The sequence below is a fragment of the Bacillus cereus group sp. N11 genome, from assembly GCF_016483605.1.
GTDB classification, from domain to species: Bacteria; Bacillota; Bacilli; order Bacillales; family Bacillaceae_G; genus Bacillus_A; species Bacillus_A toyonensis.
Genome location: NZ_JAEHBN010000014.1, coordinates 14933 through 30450, shown reverse-complemented (window position 1 = coordinate 30450; position 15518 = coordinate 14933). Strand labels below are relative to the sequence as shown.

The window sequence follows — 15518 nt, the reverse complement described above, 5'->3', positions numbered from 1 at the left end:
CTTTCAACGTATGTTATTTGTTAAATTATTAGCCATTATATTGAATTGAAAACAAATTGTCAACAATACCCAAATGTTATTTTAAAATAATTCATACTTTTATACGCTTTTAATTCAAAAATTATTGTAGATCTTCTCCAATAATCCTTACTTCTCTCTCTAACTTCACACCGAATTTTTCTTCAACTGTCTTTTGTACGAAGTGAATTAAATCGATGTAGTCTTGTGCTGTTCCATTATCAACATTCACCATAAATCCAGCATGTTTTAATGAAACTTCTACTCCGCCAATTCGCTTTCCTTGTAGTCCTGATTCTTGAATCAACTTACCAGCAAAGTTATTTGGTGGGCGCTTAAATACACTACCGCATGAAGGATATTCTAAAGGTTGTTTCGATTCACGCTTATACGTTAAATCATCCATTTTTTCTTTAATCTCTTCATGTACACCTTCTTCAAGTTCAAATCTCGCTTCAAGAATAATGTAATGATTGTTCGCAAATACACTCTTACGATATCCAAATTCAAATGCTTCTTTCGTTAAAGTGCGTAACTCTCCATCACCTGTCATTACGACAGCTTCTGTTAATACAAACGATACTTCACCACCGTAGGCACCAGCATTCATATATAATGCTCCGCCAACTGAACCTGGAATGCCACAAGCAAACTCAAGCCCTGTTAAATTGTGGTCTAATGCAATACGTGATACATCAATAATTGCTGCACCGCACTGTGCTACAATCGTTGTTCCTGTTACAGTAACACCTGTAATATGAATTAAACTGACCGTAATTCCGCGAATCCCACCATCTTTAATAATGACATTTGATCCATTTCCTAAAAACGTAACTGGAATATTATATTGGTTAGCATACTTAATAACTTCTTGAATTTCATCATAATTCGTAGGCGCAACGAACACATCTGCTTTTCCGCCAACTTTAATATGCGTATGATTCTTTAACATTTCATCTTGTGTAACATGACCTTCAGGCAATACCGTACTTAAATATTTATAAACCTCTTGCATATTCATTTTACGATTCCTCTATTTCTATATTCTTTTTATCCCGCTATACGGGCCCATAATATCCCCACATACATGAAATGAAACTAAAGTGGTGGATACAGTGTACCCAAAATCAATTCGAGACACCTATAAACCTCTTAAATTATAAGAGGTGCCACTCATATTAAAATATATATTGCATAATAAAGCAACCCAAATGGACTACTAAACTTGACATGTCATCAGAAAGACAACAATTTGTAAAATATATAACTTTTATAAAACACTATCCTTCAGTATCTTACTATACCACACGAAAATAAAGTGGTATTTTTTTGTAATCTTTACTTTATTTTCTTCAATATAAAAAAAGAGCACATCCCACAGAATGCGCTCTTTCTATACTCTTTATATTACTTTTCGTTCTCTTCTTTTTCCTTATCAAACCATAATAGTTCATCGTCATCAACTTCACCATTATAATTGATTAAAATTTCTTCTCCAGCTTTTATATCCTTATAAGCAAAGAAGTTAAACGTATGGTTCTCGAAGACGATATCATACGTTGCATTCGGCTTATATGAATGATTAAATAACATGCCGTATCCTAAAAGGAATGCCGTATGATTTACCCCATACTCAAATGCGTAGTCAGCAAGTAACGTTTTCTCAATATGTTCATGCTGTTCATTCGGATAAGAGATAACTGGTGCAGAATGTATCAACTCACCCTTTTTAATATCACGAGTTGCAAATACACCTCTATTAAATTCTCCATCACTAAGTTCAGAAGTCTTAACTTCGATCATATGCGTCACCTATATAATTCTTTCTTTGAAGTATTTTATCTCGCTATCTGCGAGGTTCAACTAATAATCAGTAGCTATTAGTTAAATTTTATCTCCTTAAGCTTGGCAGAAAACTCATAGAAAAGCAATTAAATTCCTATCAAGTATTCGCTCAAATGAAAAAGAGCACATCATTTGTGCTCTTTTTCAGCGATATTATTTTTCTAAAATATCTTCTAGCAACTTCACTTGCTCACTAACAGTATGTAGCGTCTTCACCGACGTATCATTTCGATTCTTTTCTTCTTCAATACTTGCTAACACTTCTTCCGTAGCTGCAGAAGTTTGCTGAATTACGTTAGAAGCATGTGTCACATCTTTAACGATATTCGTCGTTTTAACTTGGAAATTTTCTTGATGACCAACAATCTCTCTCATTACATCATTAATCGTATCAATAAACTTCCCTAAGTCCGTTACATTCGTTAAAACACTTGCTAACATTTCGTTACACTCTTCTTGTACTCTTTCTGACTTCTCTACCTGCACTTCTACTTTACTTGCTTGATTACTAAACTCCTTCAAAATCCCTTGAATTCTCCCCGCAGAACGATTCGATTCTTCAGCAAGCTTTAACACTTCATTCGCTACAATAGCAAAACCTTTTCCATGTTCTCCTGCCCTTGCAGCTTCAATATTTGCATTTAAAGCTAGCAAACTCGTCTGACTTGAAATATTCGTTATTACATCTACAATTTCATTAATTTGTTTCGATTGTGTCATTAATTCTCTAAATATCGTTCCTGATTGTGAAACAACATCATTTAAACTTTTCATGTTAGCTTCAAAATTTCTTAAAATGTTTACACTACCCTTTGAGATTTCCAAACTTTTATCAACACGCATCGAAGCATTTCTTACTTGAGAGATGATTTGGTCAATATTTCCCTCCATATCATTCAATACTTCTACTGAACGTGACATCATCTCTGATTGTGATTGAGTACCAACTGCCACTTCTTCAAAAGCAAAATTAATTTCACTCATCGACTCCATCGACGTGTTCATATTCTGTCTTAAATGATTGAAATTACTATCTAACTTCACAACAGTTTCCTCAATAAGCCTTTGCGTTTCTTCTAACTCCTGAGCTTTCTTCATCACTGCTTGCTTCTCATCACTTAAACGAGCCAAAAGATTAGAACCAATCTTTGTGACACCCCACATTGCGATTGTTACAATCGCTAACAAGCTTGCAAAATTTGCAGCTTCAGATGATGCTGTATAAGCAAAAAATTGATTTGGCCAATAACTACAAAGTATAAATGTAACAACAACTGCTACCCCGCCAAGAATTAAAATAAGACGTTCACTCAAATAAATAAGTGAAACCGCTAATGTAAAATAGACCATTTGAAATACAGCTGGGCTTTCATTAAATGCTTGTACCATAATGAAAGACATAATAAGTAGCATACATGTCATGATGTATTTATACATCGCTTCCATACTTTCTATAAAAGTAAGCAGCGTTCCAAATACTACGATAGAAATACCACACATCCAAAATGCTATTGCTCTCTCTGTAAAAATATATCCGTAATACCCAATCGCGATTACCCCAAGGAAGAAACTGCAAATCGTGATAAACAGCAATAAATGATTTTTCTGTGATTCTTTCTCAAGGTTAGAAAAACAAGTTCTCTTTAACCACTCCATATATGAAGTCCCACCTTCTCATACGTATCGATTACTTCAGCTTGAATACCGCACTCACTGGGTTATGATCGCTATTTTCAAACTTCAAATCTTTCCCTTGTACATTTACAATTTCAACATTCGGTGAAACGATAAAGCCATCAATAATCGTGACAAAGTTTTCACCTTCCACGTATTTCTTCACATCATCTCTCACAGTCATAACAGACGGATCTACAGCCCACTTAAAGCCACCATCAGTAAAGTCCTTCGGTAACTCTACTAACCACTCAGGACGCTCCTTCACGAACTTCGGATCACTTAACTGAGCGTTAGAAATTAATTGATTCCAGTCTCCGCCCATTATTACATAATCACCATTTTTATAATGTTTGTTCATATATTCTTTTAAATACTCCACTTGTTGCTTTCTAATTTTTCCGCCTTCATCATAAGCAGACAAATGTAAATTTACGAGTCTAACAAATTTTCCATTATTAACAGGAATTTTATGTTCAACAATCGCTCGGTCTAAATCAAATAAACGCTTTGGCCACGGCTCCATTCCTGGTAATTCGAACCTCTTCGCTGTTTGAACTGTATATTTAGAAAACGTACTTAGTCCAGCATCAGCATATCCCATTGGACTTGTGATTGGCACCGGAACCCATTTTGTATCATAGTTCTTTCCGAACGAAGAAGCATAATCAGGCAGTCCTTTTTTCAAAAATTCATGCCCATTTATATCAAATGATCTCATTGATTTTATATCTACTTCTTGTAATAGCGTAAAATCACTATTCTCATTTTGTAAAAACGAAAGCATATTCTTTAAATTCGTTTCCGTTTGTTCTTTACTACTTGAACCAGACCCTTTTCCCCCATCCATAAAGAAGTCTTGATCCTTATCTAGTCCAGCATATCCAATATTAAACGTTGTAACTTTAAATTCGTTTCCATGCGCAATTACGCGCTCCTTATTGTTTTCCACCTTCAAGCTTATAACATCAGCTGGCTGTTCTTTTGTAAGTGTCATATACGCTAAAAACCCACCTACAACTCCCACACCTACTAAAATACATATAAGTACTATTTTTAATAACTTTTTCAAACAAACGACTCCTTTTCTAAAACATACGATTTTATTTTTCTTTATTTTCAGTCAAATAAAAAATGACAGATATACGAAACATTTTATCACACTGAAAACCTTATATCACTATATTTAGTTTATAAGTAATTATTCCCTATCTTAAACGATTAGAGAACTACAAAATACACCAACTTCTTCACTGGAAATCAAACGCAATTTTTAGTACACTATATGTAATAATTATAGGCGATGGAGTTCGCCATAACCGCTGCTTAGCTAATGACTCCTACCAGTATAACTACTGGTAGGAGTCTATTTTTTTGAGCAAGCTATTTAAAGAGGTGAGGAATTTGATTTATATTATCGTCGGTATAGCCGGTATATTAGGAGCCCTTTCTCGTTATTATTTAGGTCTTACTATTCATGAATTTTGGCATCATTCATTTCCATTAGCTACATTACTCATTAACTTAATCGGCTGCTTCTTATTAGCATGGCTGACTACATATGTTGCACGGCTAAACATCTTACCTTCGGAGGTTATCACAGGCATCGGTACTGGATTCATCGGTTCTTTTACGACGTTTTCAACATTTAGTGTAGAAACCATGCAATTAATTAATCATTCTGAATGGAGCATGGCTTTCCTATATGTATCATGTAGCATACTTGGCGGTCTCATTATGTCTGGAATTGGCTATACACTAGGTGATTTCTTAATTAAGAAATCAGTTACGGAAGGAGATCACTTATGATGGAAGCTTTATTAGTGGCAACTGGAGGTTTTTTCGGTGCGATTACACGATTTGCAATTAGCAATTGGTTTAAAAAAAGAAATAAAACATCCTTTCCAATTGCTACATTCCTTATTAATATAACAGGAGCATTTTTACTCGGGTATATAATTGGCAACGGAGTCACTACAGGCTGGCAATTATTATTAGGAACTGGATTTATGGGCGCATTCACAACGTTTTCGACATTTAAATTAGAATCCATTCAGCTTCTCAATCGCAAAAAAATTTACACATCCCTTTTATATGTAAGTACTACTTACATAATCGGTATCCTCTTCGTATTCCTTGGAATGAAGCTCGGTGGAATATAAAAAAGCGACTCTATTGAGTCGCTTTCTTTCATAAGAAGTAAGTCCCGCCATATGGAATGGAAAGTAAACCCGCTGGATACACATCATAATGCACACTTTGCATTGGAAATTGTGAGTATTGCATATACTGTCCTTGCATCATTTGTGCAAAATATGCTTGTTGCTGCATTTGAATCACTTGATTCACAGCATGAATTGTCCCCTGTGCCCCGGCTAGCGTTATAGCCGCCCCTACTTGTCTACCATTATAAAAATAATGATTCATCATTATTCAGCTCACTTATTATTTTTCTTCCATATGGTATGTTTCTATTTCATAGTGAGTATTTTGTCCCGATTGGGAAATCCATCACTAATTAAACTTCACTTTATCTATTACTTTTTCTCAGCTTTGAAGTAATACATCCAAATAGTAATACACCAATACCACTAAAGAACAATACATAACTTACTGGTACTAGGAAAAAGAAAGGTTCTTCAAGAAATCCATCCGCTCCGACTTTACTGTTTGAAGCATGTATAGTTAAAGAAATAATCGCTAAGATCATGAAAGAAATAGCTACTACGTATTTATTTTTCATTTTACATTCTCCTCTATTCATATAATTCTTCTTAATTAACATCATATTATCCAAAACAAAATCATTAGTCAATAATATTTTATCGTTTTACAATAAATTATTATTGACTAAAATGAAAAATAAAAGGTTTATGAAGCATCTTAAATTGCCTCACAAACCTTTTATAGACAATAAATATTTACACTTCAAACTTCCTGCTTAATACAACATACATTGCGCAAAATAGTACGAATATCCCAGCATAAATTAACAAAACCTCTACACTAAACACATCAGCCAAAGGACCAAATATAATCATCCCTAAAGGTAAAGCACATGAATTCGCAATCTGTACGAGGCTAAACATTCTGCCATGCATAACTGGATCTACTTTCTCCTGCAATAACACAGTAACTGGCGTATTAAAACATGGCATTGTTATACCAATTAAAAAATTAAAGACTAAATACATAATAAATACCGGTGCAATTCCTAGTCCTACCATAAGCAGACCATATAACGCACAGGCCAGCGCTGTTGTATGCATACGATTACGGAAACCACCCCATACTGCAATCAGTACGCCACCAGCTGCTGCACCAGCACTAAAGGTCATCTCACTAGCAGTAAGTCTCCACATTTCCGCCCCGAAGGAACGAGTCACCATTAAAGGTGTTAAAAAGGCGGCTGGACTTATTAAAATCATAATAATGATTAATAAAACGAGTAGCCTTTTCATACATACATTTTCTTTTAAATAAGCAAACCCTTCTTTTATACCTTGTAGATTAGATTTTTGCTTACCCCCTACATTCACATGTCCTTCCACTTGAATGATAAACATAATACTAATTCCGATTATAGCTGTAATAACATCAATAAAAAATGTTGTTTCAATGCTAGTAACAGAAAGAATTGCGGCACTTACCGCCGGTGAAAGAAACATAATTAAAGATGTAATACTACTATTTATCCCATTTACTTTCATAAGATAATCTTTCGGAACAATTTGTGGAATTAACGCATTCACAGCCGGCGTTTGTACACCTGTACCAGCTGAGCGAATGAGTAATACTATAAACAGCATCCAAATACTTTTATATCCTGTTAAAAATAAAATTGCCAAAATTAACGTAGCAATCGCTATAATCCCATCCGATAACATAATCATCTTTTTACGGTCATAACGATCAATCCACACACCAGCAAATAAAGATATCGCAATTTGTGGTAGAAAACCGCAAACAGTTGAAATGGTCAACATCGCCCCTGATGATGTTGTAAGGGTGATATACCATATAATCGCGTATTGCACGAGAGATGAACCGAACAACGAAATAGTTTGAGCGGTCAAAAATAATATAATGTTCATTCTCCAATTATTTTCATGCATATGTTTCACACCCCCTTAACTAATCCCGTCTCTATATTGAAAATACTATCCGCCCAATCAAGATAAAAACTCGCTTCATGAGATACGAGTATAATGCTGCCCTTAAACTGTATTAACGCCTTTCGCAAAGCTTCCTTCGCTTCTGCATCTAAATGATTCGTCGGTTCATCTACAATTAAAAAATTACAAGGTGATAATAACAATCCACACAGTTTCACCTTCGATTGTTCACCACCACTTAACGTACGAATTTCTTGCGAGACATGAGTATCTTTCACACCACACGCAGCTAAATGATGGCGTATTTCCTTCATATTCAGTTTAGGAAACTGTTCTGAAATAATTTGAAGCAGCGTTAAAGAATCATTGCTCCAATTTAAATCTTGCTCATAATATCCAATCTTTATTTGCTCTGAGAAGTGAAATTCTCCAGCAATACTAGCAATAGTGCCAACAATTGTTTTTAATAAAGTAGATTTCCCTACTCCATTGAATCCTGTAATAACAAGTTTTTGCCTACCCATTACTGAAAAATTCAATTTTGGTAAGAGAGCAAAGTCATAACCAACTTCGAGATTATTAACCTCAAGAACTGTTTGAACTGAAATAGGAAGTTCCCGAAAATGAATAGACGGTTTATGGGTAAAACTTGGTGGCGCAATTCTTTCCATACGTTGCAACTGCTTTCTACGTCCTTGTGCTATTTTTGAATTCACTCCAGCAATATTTCTACGAATATACTCTTCCGTTTTTTCAATTTTCTTCTGTTGTGCATGGTATTGGCGAATATAATCTTTTCGCAAATGCTCCTTTTGTCTTACAAAATCTGAGTATTTTCCGTAATACTTCTTAACTGTTCCAAACTCTACATCACATATGCAAGAAGTCACTTTTTCCAGAAAATCAAAATCATGTGACACTACAATAAACGCCCCTTCAAAATTCATTAAATAATTAGCAAGCCACTCCACATGCTCCTTATCAAGAAAATTCGTCGGTTCATCTAGTAATAAAATAGTCGGCTCTTCTAATAAAAGCTTCGCTAAAATTACCTTTGCACGTTGTCCTCCGCTTAATTCACCAATAATACGATCCATCCCGATAGCATCAATACCTAAACCAGCTGCCACCTTATTCGTTATACTGTCTACCGAATAAAAATCACGAGCCTCAAGCTGTTCTTGAATCTCTGCCGCTTTTAATAGTTGATTCTCATCTCCAGTCCTAGCACTTTCTTCATATAACTTGTTCATTCTATCTTCCATTTCATACAAATCATAAAAAGCTCTCTTTACATATTGTGAAATGGTATAGCCCCCATCAATTTCTGCGTATTGATCCAGATGTCCAATTTGAATATTAGGTTGCCACTTTATATCTCCTTTATCAGGAATGATTTCTCCAATCAATATTTTCATTAACGTGCTTTTTCCTGCACCATTCTGTCCAACAATCCCCATATGTTCTCCTTTATGCAAACTAAAAGAAGCATTTTCATATAAGGCTTTATCTATAAAACTATGTGATAAACTTTCAACTTTAAGTAAACTCATTCGTATTCCTCTTTTCCTGAAATTAAAAAAAGCAGAGAGATAGCGTCATTCGACACTAGCCCTCTGCTTCGTGGTTTTTCCTATACTACTCCAATTTATAGTAAAAGCTCATTGGAATAATATACACAAAGGGCCATAGACAAAGCATTGTCTATGGCCCTTAATCTATTTTATACATCGACTTACAAACCGTAACCAAATAAGCATAGATAAACTATACTTTTTTAGAAAAGTTATTCAGCCGATGAATATAGGGGATTTATGCCCCTTGATTAAGCTCCGTACAACGCTTCACCGTATACATTTGTGCGGAGCAAAGTTTTCTAATGAGTTTTACAAATTTTATATAAAGCATGTTCTGCACCTTCCTTAATACTTAAAAGGGATTTTAGCATACGGTTTTGCGAAGCGTCAACATTACTTCCAAATCATTCAACTACTTACTTTCAAAATATTGCTTCTGAAACATACACATTCTTATCGCATTATGATAGTTACCATCAACGAAAAACTCGTCGAGAAGCTCACCTTCTACCATAAATCCAACCTTTTTATAAACATGCACAGCCTTTTCGTTTTCTTTATCGACAACTAAATATATCTTATGCATATTTAAGACAGCAAAGGCATAACCCATCGCTAAACGCGTCGCTTCTGCTGCGTAACCATGCCCCTGATAATTTGGATCAATAATAATTTGGAATTCTGTTCTTCGGTGAATATAATCAATCTCCACTAACTCAACCAATCCAACCATTTCATTATCTTTCTCAACGATAAATCGGCGTTCACTTTGATCGTGTATATGTTTATCATACAAGTCCTGCAATTCTACAAAGGCCTCATAAGGTTCTTCAAACCAATACGACATAATATGCGCGTTATTATTCAGTTCGTGTACAAACTTTAAATCTTCTCGTTCTAATGGACGTAACTTCAATTCCTGACTCATTTCTATAACCTCCAAGTAAAAGAAACCTCTTCACTTAATTTCTCAATTTTTTTCAATTTCAAACGCCCTAATTTCATTGTAAACTTTCAAGTAACTTGAAGGTCAAGGTGAAAAGAGTAGTAGTGCAAACTTATGTCTGCACTACTACTCTTTTCTCAAATCTCTCATATTCGATATGTATAAAGCAATGACTAAAACAAGAATGGATCCCGCATATAATAACGTCTCCATCGGTTCCTCATGAGATACAATAATTAACCGAATTAATGCCGTAATTCCGATATAAATAAAATAACGTAACGGGAAATGATAGTTCGATTTAAAATACTTAATAATTAATGCAATAAACTCGAAGTATAAGAAATATACGATGATACTTTCAACCAATTTATACGATGTATATTTCTTTGTTGAAAAGATGTATTGAATAAATGTGATAGTCTCATTAATTAAAAAGATAGATAAGACAATGGATAATATAATTAGCGCTATATTTAATATCCATTGCAAAACACTAGCTATAAGATGATCGATATTAAATGACTTCATTTTCTCTTTAAACTCCCCTTCGTATACGTACGTATTTATTATAGCAAAATTATCATTGGAAAGAAGTTAAATCATATATTCGTCCTTTGTTGTTGCCAGTGTAGGGAAGATTTAGTGTGTGGAGAATTCTGTTTACAACCATACCCGACGAAACATGGAGAAACTCTTTCAAATTACCGTTCGTACATGTCGTACTAATGAGCAATGCATAATCTCGTATAGCATCCTCATGTGCCACTTTTGAAAAATCTTTACAACTTGTACAACGCCAGCCCTTCTTCACTTTAACCATTGGAATAACTAAGCATTTCTCACATTGTACTCCATTTAACAACTCCTCTTTTTCTATTTTATATTGCTCAAGTGTATTTTGTTGAAGTGGAGAATGCTCCGTTATTATTTGATGAATGAGCCTATCTACATTATCTATAACTTTTCTTTTATATTTACTTTCAAACCACTTTATTTTATGAGGTAAATTTGCACTATGAATAATTGTATGAAGAAGATTGTCATCTGAAGATTTTATAATGGTACGAGGCGAGCTAATAACAACAAGGGACTCAATTGGAAGACTAGAGGAAAATCCATGTAAGCTTAACCATTTTTTTAGTTGTATTTCTTGCCTTTTTATTTGTAAAACCGGATCTGGAAATCCCTCTGAATTTCCTTCTGTTATTCGGATAAGTTGATTAAACTTTGTATCAAATATTAATGTACCTGCTATATTTTTTATCTCAAGAAAAAGAAGAAACTTTGTGGAAAGGATAATAGTATCAATTTGAAAGTATTTATCATAATTAGATAAGCGAACATCATGTAAAATACTATACTCTTTCTCAGAAATAAAACTAAGTGGATAATCAATCGATTGCTCCCCTTTATACCCCGCCATGTGTTTTGCCAAGTTTTCTCCAATTAAATTTCGTTTCGGATGATGTACAGGTAACCTTCTAAGAAGTGCTTCTAACTGTCTTATATAAATCGGCATTTTTCTTTCTTTCACAATCACCTCAAACACCCCTTTACAAATATATCAACGATTTTTTCAATATATCTATCATAACTCACAATATATCAACGATTTTTCCAATATATCGATTGGTCGACAATATCCGACAATACCTCACTCCAATTACTCACAGCATATCCTAGAAAAACACCTTCAGCAAAAACTTAAAATCGCATTTCCTCATAAAAAAACCATAACCTGCTCCTCCAGCAAAGTTATGGTTTTTACCTTATAATGCCACTCTACCTATAACTTTGCCGTGAATTCCACAAAATCCATTTGTACTTATACCAACTTTCACTTTTTTCACACTGAAACTATATACCTCAAAATCGTTTCATAATGTTATTACTTCAGCATAGCTACAATTTATATAATAACGGTACAGTACAAATAACGTGCTGAATCACTAAGTATGGGGGAATAACGATGAACGAAGCATTACTATTAGTCGACATACAAAATGATTACTTTAAAGGCGGCAATATGGAATTACATCTACCTGAAAAAGCCATCCAAAAAGCGAAAGAAGTATTGAGAGTGTTTCGTGAAAAACATAAAACAATTATTCATGTACAACATATTGCGAACAATGAAGGAGCTACCTTCTTCCTCCCCGAGACAGTAGGTGCTCAAATTCATGATGATGTACAACCGATCGCTAATGAAAGAGTCATACAAAAACACCACCCTAACAGTTTTTTAAGAACAAATTTATTACAAACATTAAAAGAAGAGAAAATAGACCAACTAGTCATTTGCGGTATGATGACTCATGTATGTATTGATGCAACAGTACGGGCTGCCAGTGATTTAGGATTTCAATGTATTGTAATTGAAGATGCTTGTACAACAAAAGATTTAGAATTCCAAGGAAATCTAATCCCAGCAGTACACGCTCATCAATCGTTCATGAGCGCATTAGAGTTTGGTAATATTTACGCAGAAGTCATGTCAGCAAAATGTTTTATAAACAAAAACAAATAAAGAATTACAGTTCCATATGAAAAAAAGAAAGAATAAATATCTTATTCTTTCTTTTTTTCATATGTCTTAATGACAGTGTTTATACGATAATCACCATAATGTAAAACATCTGCAAGCGTCTCTTCTAATTGCTGATGCGAAGATGTGTGAAGAATCATGATATAACACCCATCGCCACTTATACGATACATTTCAGTAATTACGTCTGTTTTTTCGAAAAAACTTTGAATTTGAATATGATAATGTGGTGCATACAAAAATAGCGTAACAAACGTCATAATGGATCCTTCCAGCTTAGCTCTGTCGATATCTATCGTATATTTTTGAATGACACCTGCCTCTTCTAATTTGTTAATTCGTTTTCCAACGGCTTGGCCAGTCAAATGTACTATCTCTCCAATTTCCCTCCAGTTCATTCTAGCGTTTTCTTGTAGTAACTGTATAATTTTAAAATCTGTTGAATCAAACATGGACATCCCCTTCCTATATGAAGCGACTTCTATAAAATCTTCATTTCCCATACAGTTCAGCTCAAAAATTTTGCACTACAATCGATTAACTCTATTAGGAATTACATTATTGTTAACGGCTTTCCTTCTTCTTTACAATGTATTTTTTTGATTACTCGTAGGCATCAGAAACAACTTTGGTAAATATTCGAAAGATCCCTGCAGCAAGCTAGCGATTGCTTTTTTATAAATATGAAAATTTTTTAGGAATTAGTTTATCTTTTTTTAATGTTTTATTTAGAGGGAGTTTATACTCTGGGATTAACATAATAAACGTAGCAACTAAGTTCATTGATTCAACCTAAATCTTTTCATATAACAAAGATTCAGAAGGATGAACTACTACTATAATCACAAACCGTACTACTTAAAACCATGTGAATAACATGAAAATCATACAATGAGGAGACGATAAAAAATGAACAAAAAAACGAAAGCACTATCATCAATACTGCTCGGATTCACATTAGCATTAACAGGGTGTGCTGGTACTAAAGCCGAAGAAAATCACGGTAAACAAAAACAAGAACAAGCTGCTAAAGAGACGAAAAAGGAAAACAAGTTAACGAAAGGCCAAAAAATGGCTAACATTCTTAGCGATACTAATTGGCAAGGTACAAGAGTATATGACAAAGATAAGAATGACTTAACAAAAGAGAATGCAAACTTCATTGGCCTTGCAAAATATGATGCGAAGTCCGGCAGATATGAATTCTTTGATGCTAAGACAAGTGCAAGTCGTGGCGATAAAGGAACTTTCTTCGTCACAAATGATGGGAAGAAGAGAATATTAATTTCAGAATCAATGAAGTATCAAGCTGTTGTTGACATGACAAAACTAAATAAAAATGTATTTACTTATAAACGAATGGGGAAAGACGCTAACGGTAAAGATGTAGAAGTTTTCGTTGAACATGTTCCATATAAAGAAAAAGAACTTTCTTTCACTGATCCGGACAAGCAACTGAACACTACTACAGGCGATATTGTTAAAAATGTTGATGGAGATAAAATTTTAGGCGGCACCCTTTGGCATGGAACAAAGGTATTAGATGAAGCTGGTAATGATGTAACACAGTTTAATTCTAATTTTATAAGTCTAGCAAAATTTGATGACAAGGCTAATAAATACGAGTTCTTCAATAGCGAAACAGGTCAAAGCCGCGGTGACTATGGTTACTTCGATGTTGTACACGAAAATAAAATAAGAGCTCATGTATCAATTGGAAATAATAAATATGGTGCGGCTCTTGAACTTACTGAACTGAACAATAAGAAATTTACGTATAAAAGAACTGGTAAAGACCAATCTGGTAAAGACATAACTATATTCGTTGAACATGAACCTTATAAAGGTGATGTTAAACCACAATTTAGTTTTTAATTAGTTTGATTAAAAATCCTGTACTGAACTACAGGATTTTTCTTATGAGTCTACTTTTTATATTCGAAACATGAATTAGCTGTAAACGAAAAGAAGCATAAGCTAACCAAAACGGTCATCTTATGCTTCTTGTTACAACTAGGATCAACCACTACAGCTCTCCAATTACTTTCGTTAGCTTTTGAAGCGCTGATAAAAAATTTGTTAATTCTTCAGGTGATAAACTTGCATAATATTTTTCAGAAACTTGTTGCATATATGCATCCATTTCTTTTTTATATAACAAGCCTTTCTCCCCTAATTCAACTGAAAATGCACGTTTATCTTCTGCATGCTGCCTTCTGAAAATGTATCCGTCCATTTCAAGTTTTACTAACTGTTGACTAATGGCACTCTTCGTTACATTCATTTTTTCTGCTAGCTCTTTAGGGGTGGATGATGGATAACGAATAATTAATGTTAATAACGTATATTGCTGATTATTTAAATTGAAATTCGTATAGGATCTTTCTTTCGTTTCAAGTACTATCCATAGTTCTTCAAGTGTTTGATTGATTTCCTCAGCTATATTTTTATTTATCATACTTGTCTCCCTCACCTTTTCTTCTCCAATTTTTCGGGTTTAAATACTTTTTATATTTTGCCACCACTTCTTTCCCGACAAAGACAGCACCTATTAAAAATAGAATTTCTCCTATTACTATACATCCTGGAATGACAACGGCCTTTATCTGAGTCGAAAGTGAAGTAAATGGTATGATTAAAGCACTCGCCCACAGTAGAACGTATATGATTAGAAGCCCTATTCCAAATTTAAAAAGAAATGGCTTTTTTGGCTTATTTTCGTTTGAAACTATTTCTTTTCCCATTTCAAAACCTCCAAATATAGTTTAGTTTAGTTTAGTTTAGTTAACTAAACT

At 34.0% G+C, this 15518-nt stretch carries 18 protein-coding genes, 1 riboswitch and 1 other annotated feature (1 of these 20 cut by a window edge); of the genes, 4 read left to right on the top strand and 14 right to left on the bottom strand.

Features of this window, described 5'->3' with window-relative positions; translation table 11 throughout:
- Positions 1-16 (bottom strand) — a binding site (T-box leader) (it extends 201 nt beyond the left edge of the window).
- A 105-nt stretch (positions 17-121) separates the two neighbouring features.
- The 4 genes from murB to JDS98_RS21400 form a co-directional block, all read right to left on the bottom strand.
- Positions 122-1039, bottom strand: coding sequence for a UDP-N-acetylmuramate dehydrogenase (gene murB / locus JDS98_RS21415; RefSeq protein WP_001057110.1), 918 nt, complete (start codon positions 1037-1039; stop codon positions 122-124).
- Positions 1040-1425: 386 nt separating this feature from the next.
- On the bottom strand, positions 1426-1821 hold the full coding sequence (locus tag JDS98_RS21410; RefSeq protein WP_000573656.1) for an SET domain-containing protein: 396 nt from the start codon (positions 1819-1821) through the stop codon (positions 1426-1428).
- 195 nt (positions 1822-2016) lie between these two features.
- Complete coding sequence (locus tag JDS98_RS21405; protein ID WP_199634307.1) at positions 2017-3519, bottom strand: DUF4077 domain-containing protein; 1503 nt, start codon at positions 3517-3519, stop codon at positions 2017-2019.
- A 31-nt stretch (positions 3520-3550) separates the two neighbouring features.
- Positions 3551-4609, bottom strand: a complete 1059-nt coding sequence (locus JDS98_RS21400) for an endonuclease/exonuclease/phosphatase family protein (RefSeq protein WP_097958703.1) — start codon at positions 4607-4609, stop codon at positions 3551-3553.
- A 218-nt stretch (positions 4610-4827) separates the two neighbouring features.
- Positions 4828-4887: riboswitch (Fluoride riboswitch) on the top strand.
- 54 nt (positions 4888-4941) lie between these two features.
- Between JDS98_RS21400 and crcB (JDS98_RS21395) the strand changes: the two genes are divergently transcribed.
- Together crcB (JDS98_RS21395) and crcB (JDS98_RS21390) are read left to right on the top strand one after the other, a co-directional pair.
- Positions 4942-5346: a fluoride efflux transporter CrcB gene (gene crcB, locus JDS98_RS21395; RefSeq protein WP_000639321.1), complete on the top strand. Its 405-nt coding sequence runs from the start codon at positions 4942-4944 to the stop codon at positions 5344-5346.
- The gene (gene crcB / locus JDS98_RS21390) at positions 5343-5699 is read left to right on the top strand and encodes a fluoride efflux transporter CrcB (protein WP_098711558.1); all 357 of its coding nucleotides are present in this window, start codon (positions 5343-5345) and stop codon (positions 5697-5699) included. The genes crcB (JDS98_RS21395) and crcB (JDS98_RS21390) overlap by 4 nt, the downstream gene beginning before the upstream one ends.
- Before the next feature lie 28 nt (positions 5700-5727).
- Here the strand turns inward: crcB (JDS98_RS21390) and JDS98_RS21385 are convergent, their stop codons facing one another.
- The 7 genes from JDS98_RS21385 to JDS98_RS21355 form a co-directional block, all read right to left on the bottom strand.
- The gene (locus tag JDS98_RS21385; RefSeq protein ID WP_000980960.1) at positions 5728-5967 is read right to left on the bottom strand and encodes a DUF3947 family protein; all 240 of its coding nucleotides are present in this window, start codon (positions 5965-5967) and stop codon (positions 5728-5730) included.
- A 100-nt stretch (positions 5968-6067) separates the two neighbouring features.
- Positions 6068-6280 carry a DUF3955 domain-containing protein gene (locus tag JDS98_RS21380; protein ID WP_000792613.1) on the bottom strand — a complete coding sequence of 71 codons (213 nt, stop codon included), beginning with the start codon at positions 6278-6280 and terminating at the stop codon, positions 6068-6070.
- 178 nt (positions 6281-6458) lie between these two features.
- Positions 6459-7652: an MFS transporter gene (locus JDS98_RS21375; RefSeq protein ID WP_199634306.1), complete on the bottom strand. Its 1194-nt coding sequence runs from the start codon at positions 7650-7652 to the stop codon at positions 6459-6461.
- Positions 7653-7657: 5 nt separating this feature from the next.
- Positions 7658-9205, bottom strand: a complete 1548-nt coding sequence (locus JDS98_RS21370) for an ABC-F family ATP-binding cassette domain-containing protein (RefSeq protein WP_199634305.1) — start codon at positions 9203-9205, stop codon at positions 7658-7660.
- Between the two features lie 436 nt (positions 9206-9641).
- Positions 9642-10157 (bottom strand): spermidine N1-acetyltransferase, encoded by a 516-nt coding sequence (speG, locus tag JDS98_RS21365; protein ID WP_000076822.1) that lies wholly within the window; start codon positions 10155-10157, stop codon positions 9642-9644.
- A 144-nt stretch (positions 10158-10301) separates the two neighbouring features.
- The gene (gene psiE, locus JDS98_RS21360) at positions 10302-10706 is read right to left on the bottom strand and encodes a phosphate-starvation-inducible protein PsiE (protein ID WP_000834705.1); all 405 of its coding nucleotides are present in this window, start codon (positions 10704-10706) and stop codon (positions 10302-10304) included.
- Positions 10707-10758: 52 nt separating this feature from the next.
- The gene (locus JDS98_RS21355) at positions 10759-11712 is read right to left on the bottom strand and encodes a nuclease-related domain-containing protein (protein WP_199632447.1); all 954 of its coding nucleotides are present in this window, start codon (positions 11710-11712) and stop codon (positions 10759-10761) included.
- A 435-nt stretch (positions 11713-12147) separates the two neighbouring features.
- On the opposite strand from JDS98_RS21355, the gene JDS98_RS21350 reads away from it, so the two are divergent.
- Entirely contained in the window at positions 12148-12705 is a 558-nt protein-coding gene (locus JDS98_RS21350; RefSeq protein WP_097958709.1) for a cysteine hydrolase family protein, read from the top strand.
- A gap of 41 nt (positions 12706-12746) precedes the next feature.
- Here JDS98_RS21350 and JDS98_RS21345 read toward each other — a convergent pair whose 3' ends face one another.
- The gene (locus JDS98_RS21345) at positions 12747-13181 is read right to left on the bottom strand and encodes an Lrp/AsnC family transcriptional regulator (RefSeq protein ID WP_176549961.1); all 435 of its coding nucleotides are present in this window, start codon (positions 13179-13181) and stop codon (positions 12747-12749) included.
- A 451-nt stretch (positions 13182-13632) separates the two neighbouring features.
- Between JDS98_RS21345 and JDS98_RS21340 the strand changes: the two genes are divergently transcribed.
- Positions 13633-14598: a DUF4822 domain-containing protein gene (locus tag JDS98_RS21340; RefSeq protein ID WP_199632441.1), complete on the top strand. Its 966-nt coding sequence runs from the start codon at positions 13633-13635 to the stop codon at positions 14596-14598.
- Between the two features lie 151 nt (positions 14599-14749).
- Here the strand turns inward: JDS98_RS21340 and JDS98_RS21335 are convergent, their stop codons facing one another.
- Entirely contained in the window at positions 14750-15181 is a 432-nt protein-coding gene (locus tag JDS98_RS21335) for a MarR family transcriptional regulator (protein ID WP_199634304.1), read from the bottom strand.
- Positions 15171-15467, bottom strand: a complete 297-nt coding sequence (locus JDS98_RS21330) for a transporter suffix domain-containing protein (protein WP_199634303.1) — start codon at positions 15465-15467, stop codon at positions 15171-15173. Before JDS98_RS21330 ends, JDS98_RS21335 begins: the two co-directional genes overlap by 11 nt.
- Between the last annotated feature and the right edge of the window lie 51 nt (positions 15468-15518).

Coding starts and splice junctions, on each gene's coding strand:
- JDS98_RS21410 (WP_000573656.1), bottom strand. CDS start 1,821: ATGATCGAAGTTAAGACTTCTGAACTTAGTGATGGAGAATTTAATAGA.
- JDS98_RS21340 (WP_199632441.1), top strand. CDS start 13,633: ATGAACAAAAAAACGAAAGCACTATCATCAATACTGCTCGGATTCACA.
- JDS98_RS21350 (WP_097958709.1), top strand. CDS start 12,148: ATGAACGAAGCATTACTATTAGTCGACATACAAAATGATTACTTTAAA.
- JDS98_RS21380 (WP_000792613.1), bottom strand. CDS start 6,280: ATGAAAAATAAATACGTAGTAGCTATTTCTTTCATGATCTTAGCGATT.
- JDS98_RS21385 (WP_000980960.1), bottom strand. CDS start 5,967: ATGATGAATCATTATTTTTATAATGGTAGACAAGTAGGGGCGGCTATA.
- speG (WP_000076822.1), bottom strand. CDS start 10,157: ATGAGTCAGGAATTGAAGTTACGTCCATTAGAACGAGAAGATTTAAAG.
- JDS98_RS21335 (WP_199634304.1), bottom strand. CDS start 15,181: ATGATAAATAAAAATATAGCTGAGGAAATCAATCAAACACTTGAAGAA.
- JDS98_RS21370 (WP_199634305.1), bottom strand. CDS start 9,205: ATGAGTTTACTTAAAGTTGAAAGTTTATCACATAGTTTTATAGATAAA.
- psiE (WP_000834705.1), bottom strand. CDS start 10,706: ATGAAGTCATTTAATATCGATCATCTTATAGCTAGTGTTTTGCAATGG.
- JDS98_RS21345 (WP_176549961.1), bottom strand. CDS start 13,181: ATGTCCATGTTTGATTCAACAGATTTTAAAATTATACAGTTACTACAA.
- JDS98_RS21405 (WP_199634307.1), bottom strand. CDS start 3,519: ATGGAGTGGTTAAAGAGAACTTGTTTTTCTAACCTTGAGAAAGAATCA.
- JDS98_RS21330 (WP_199634303.1), bottom strand. CDS start 15,467: ATGGGAAAAGAAATAGTTTCAAACGAAAATAAGCCAAAAAAGCCATTT.
- murB (WP_001057110.1), bottom strand. CDS start 1,039: ATGAATATGCAAGAGGTTTATAAATATTTAAGTACGGTATTGCCTGAA.
- crcB (WP_098711558.1), top strand. CDS start 5,343: ATGATGGAAGCTTTATTAGTGGCAACTGGAGGTTTTTTCGGTGCGATT.
- JDS98_RS21375 (WP_199634306.1), bottom strand. CDS start 7,652: ATGCATGAAAATAATTGGAGAATGAACATTATATTATTTTTGACCGCT.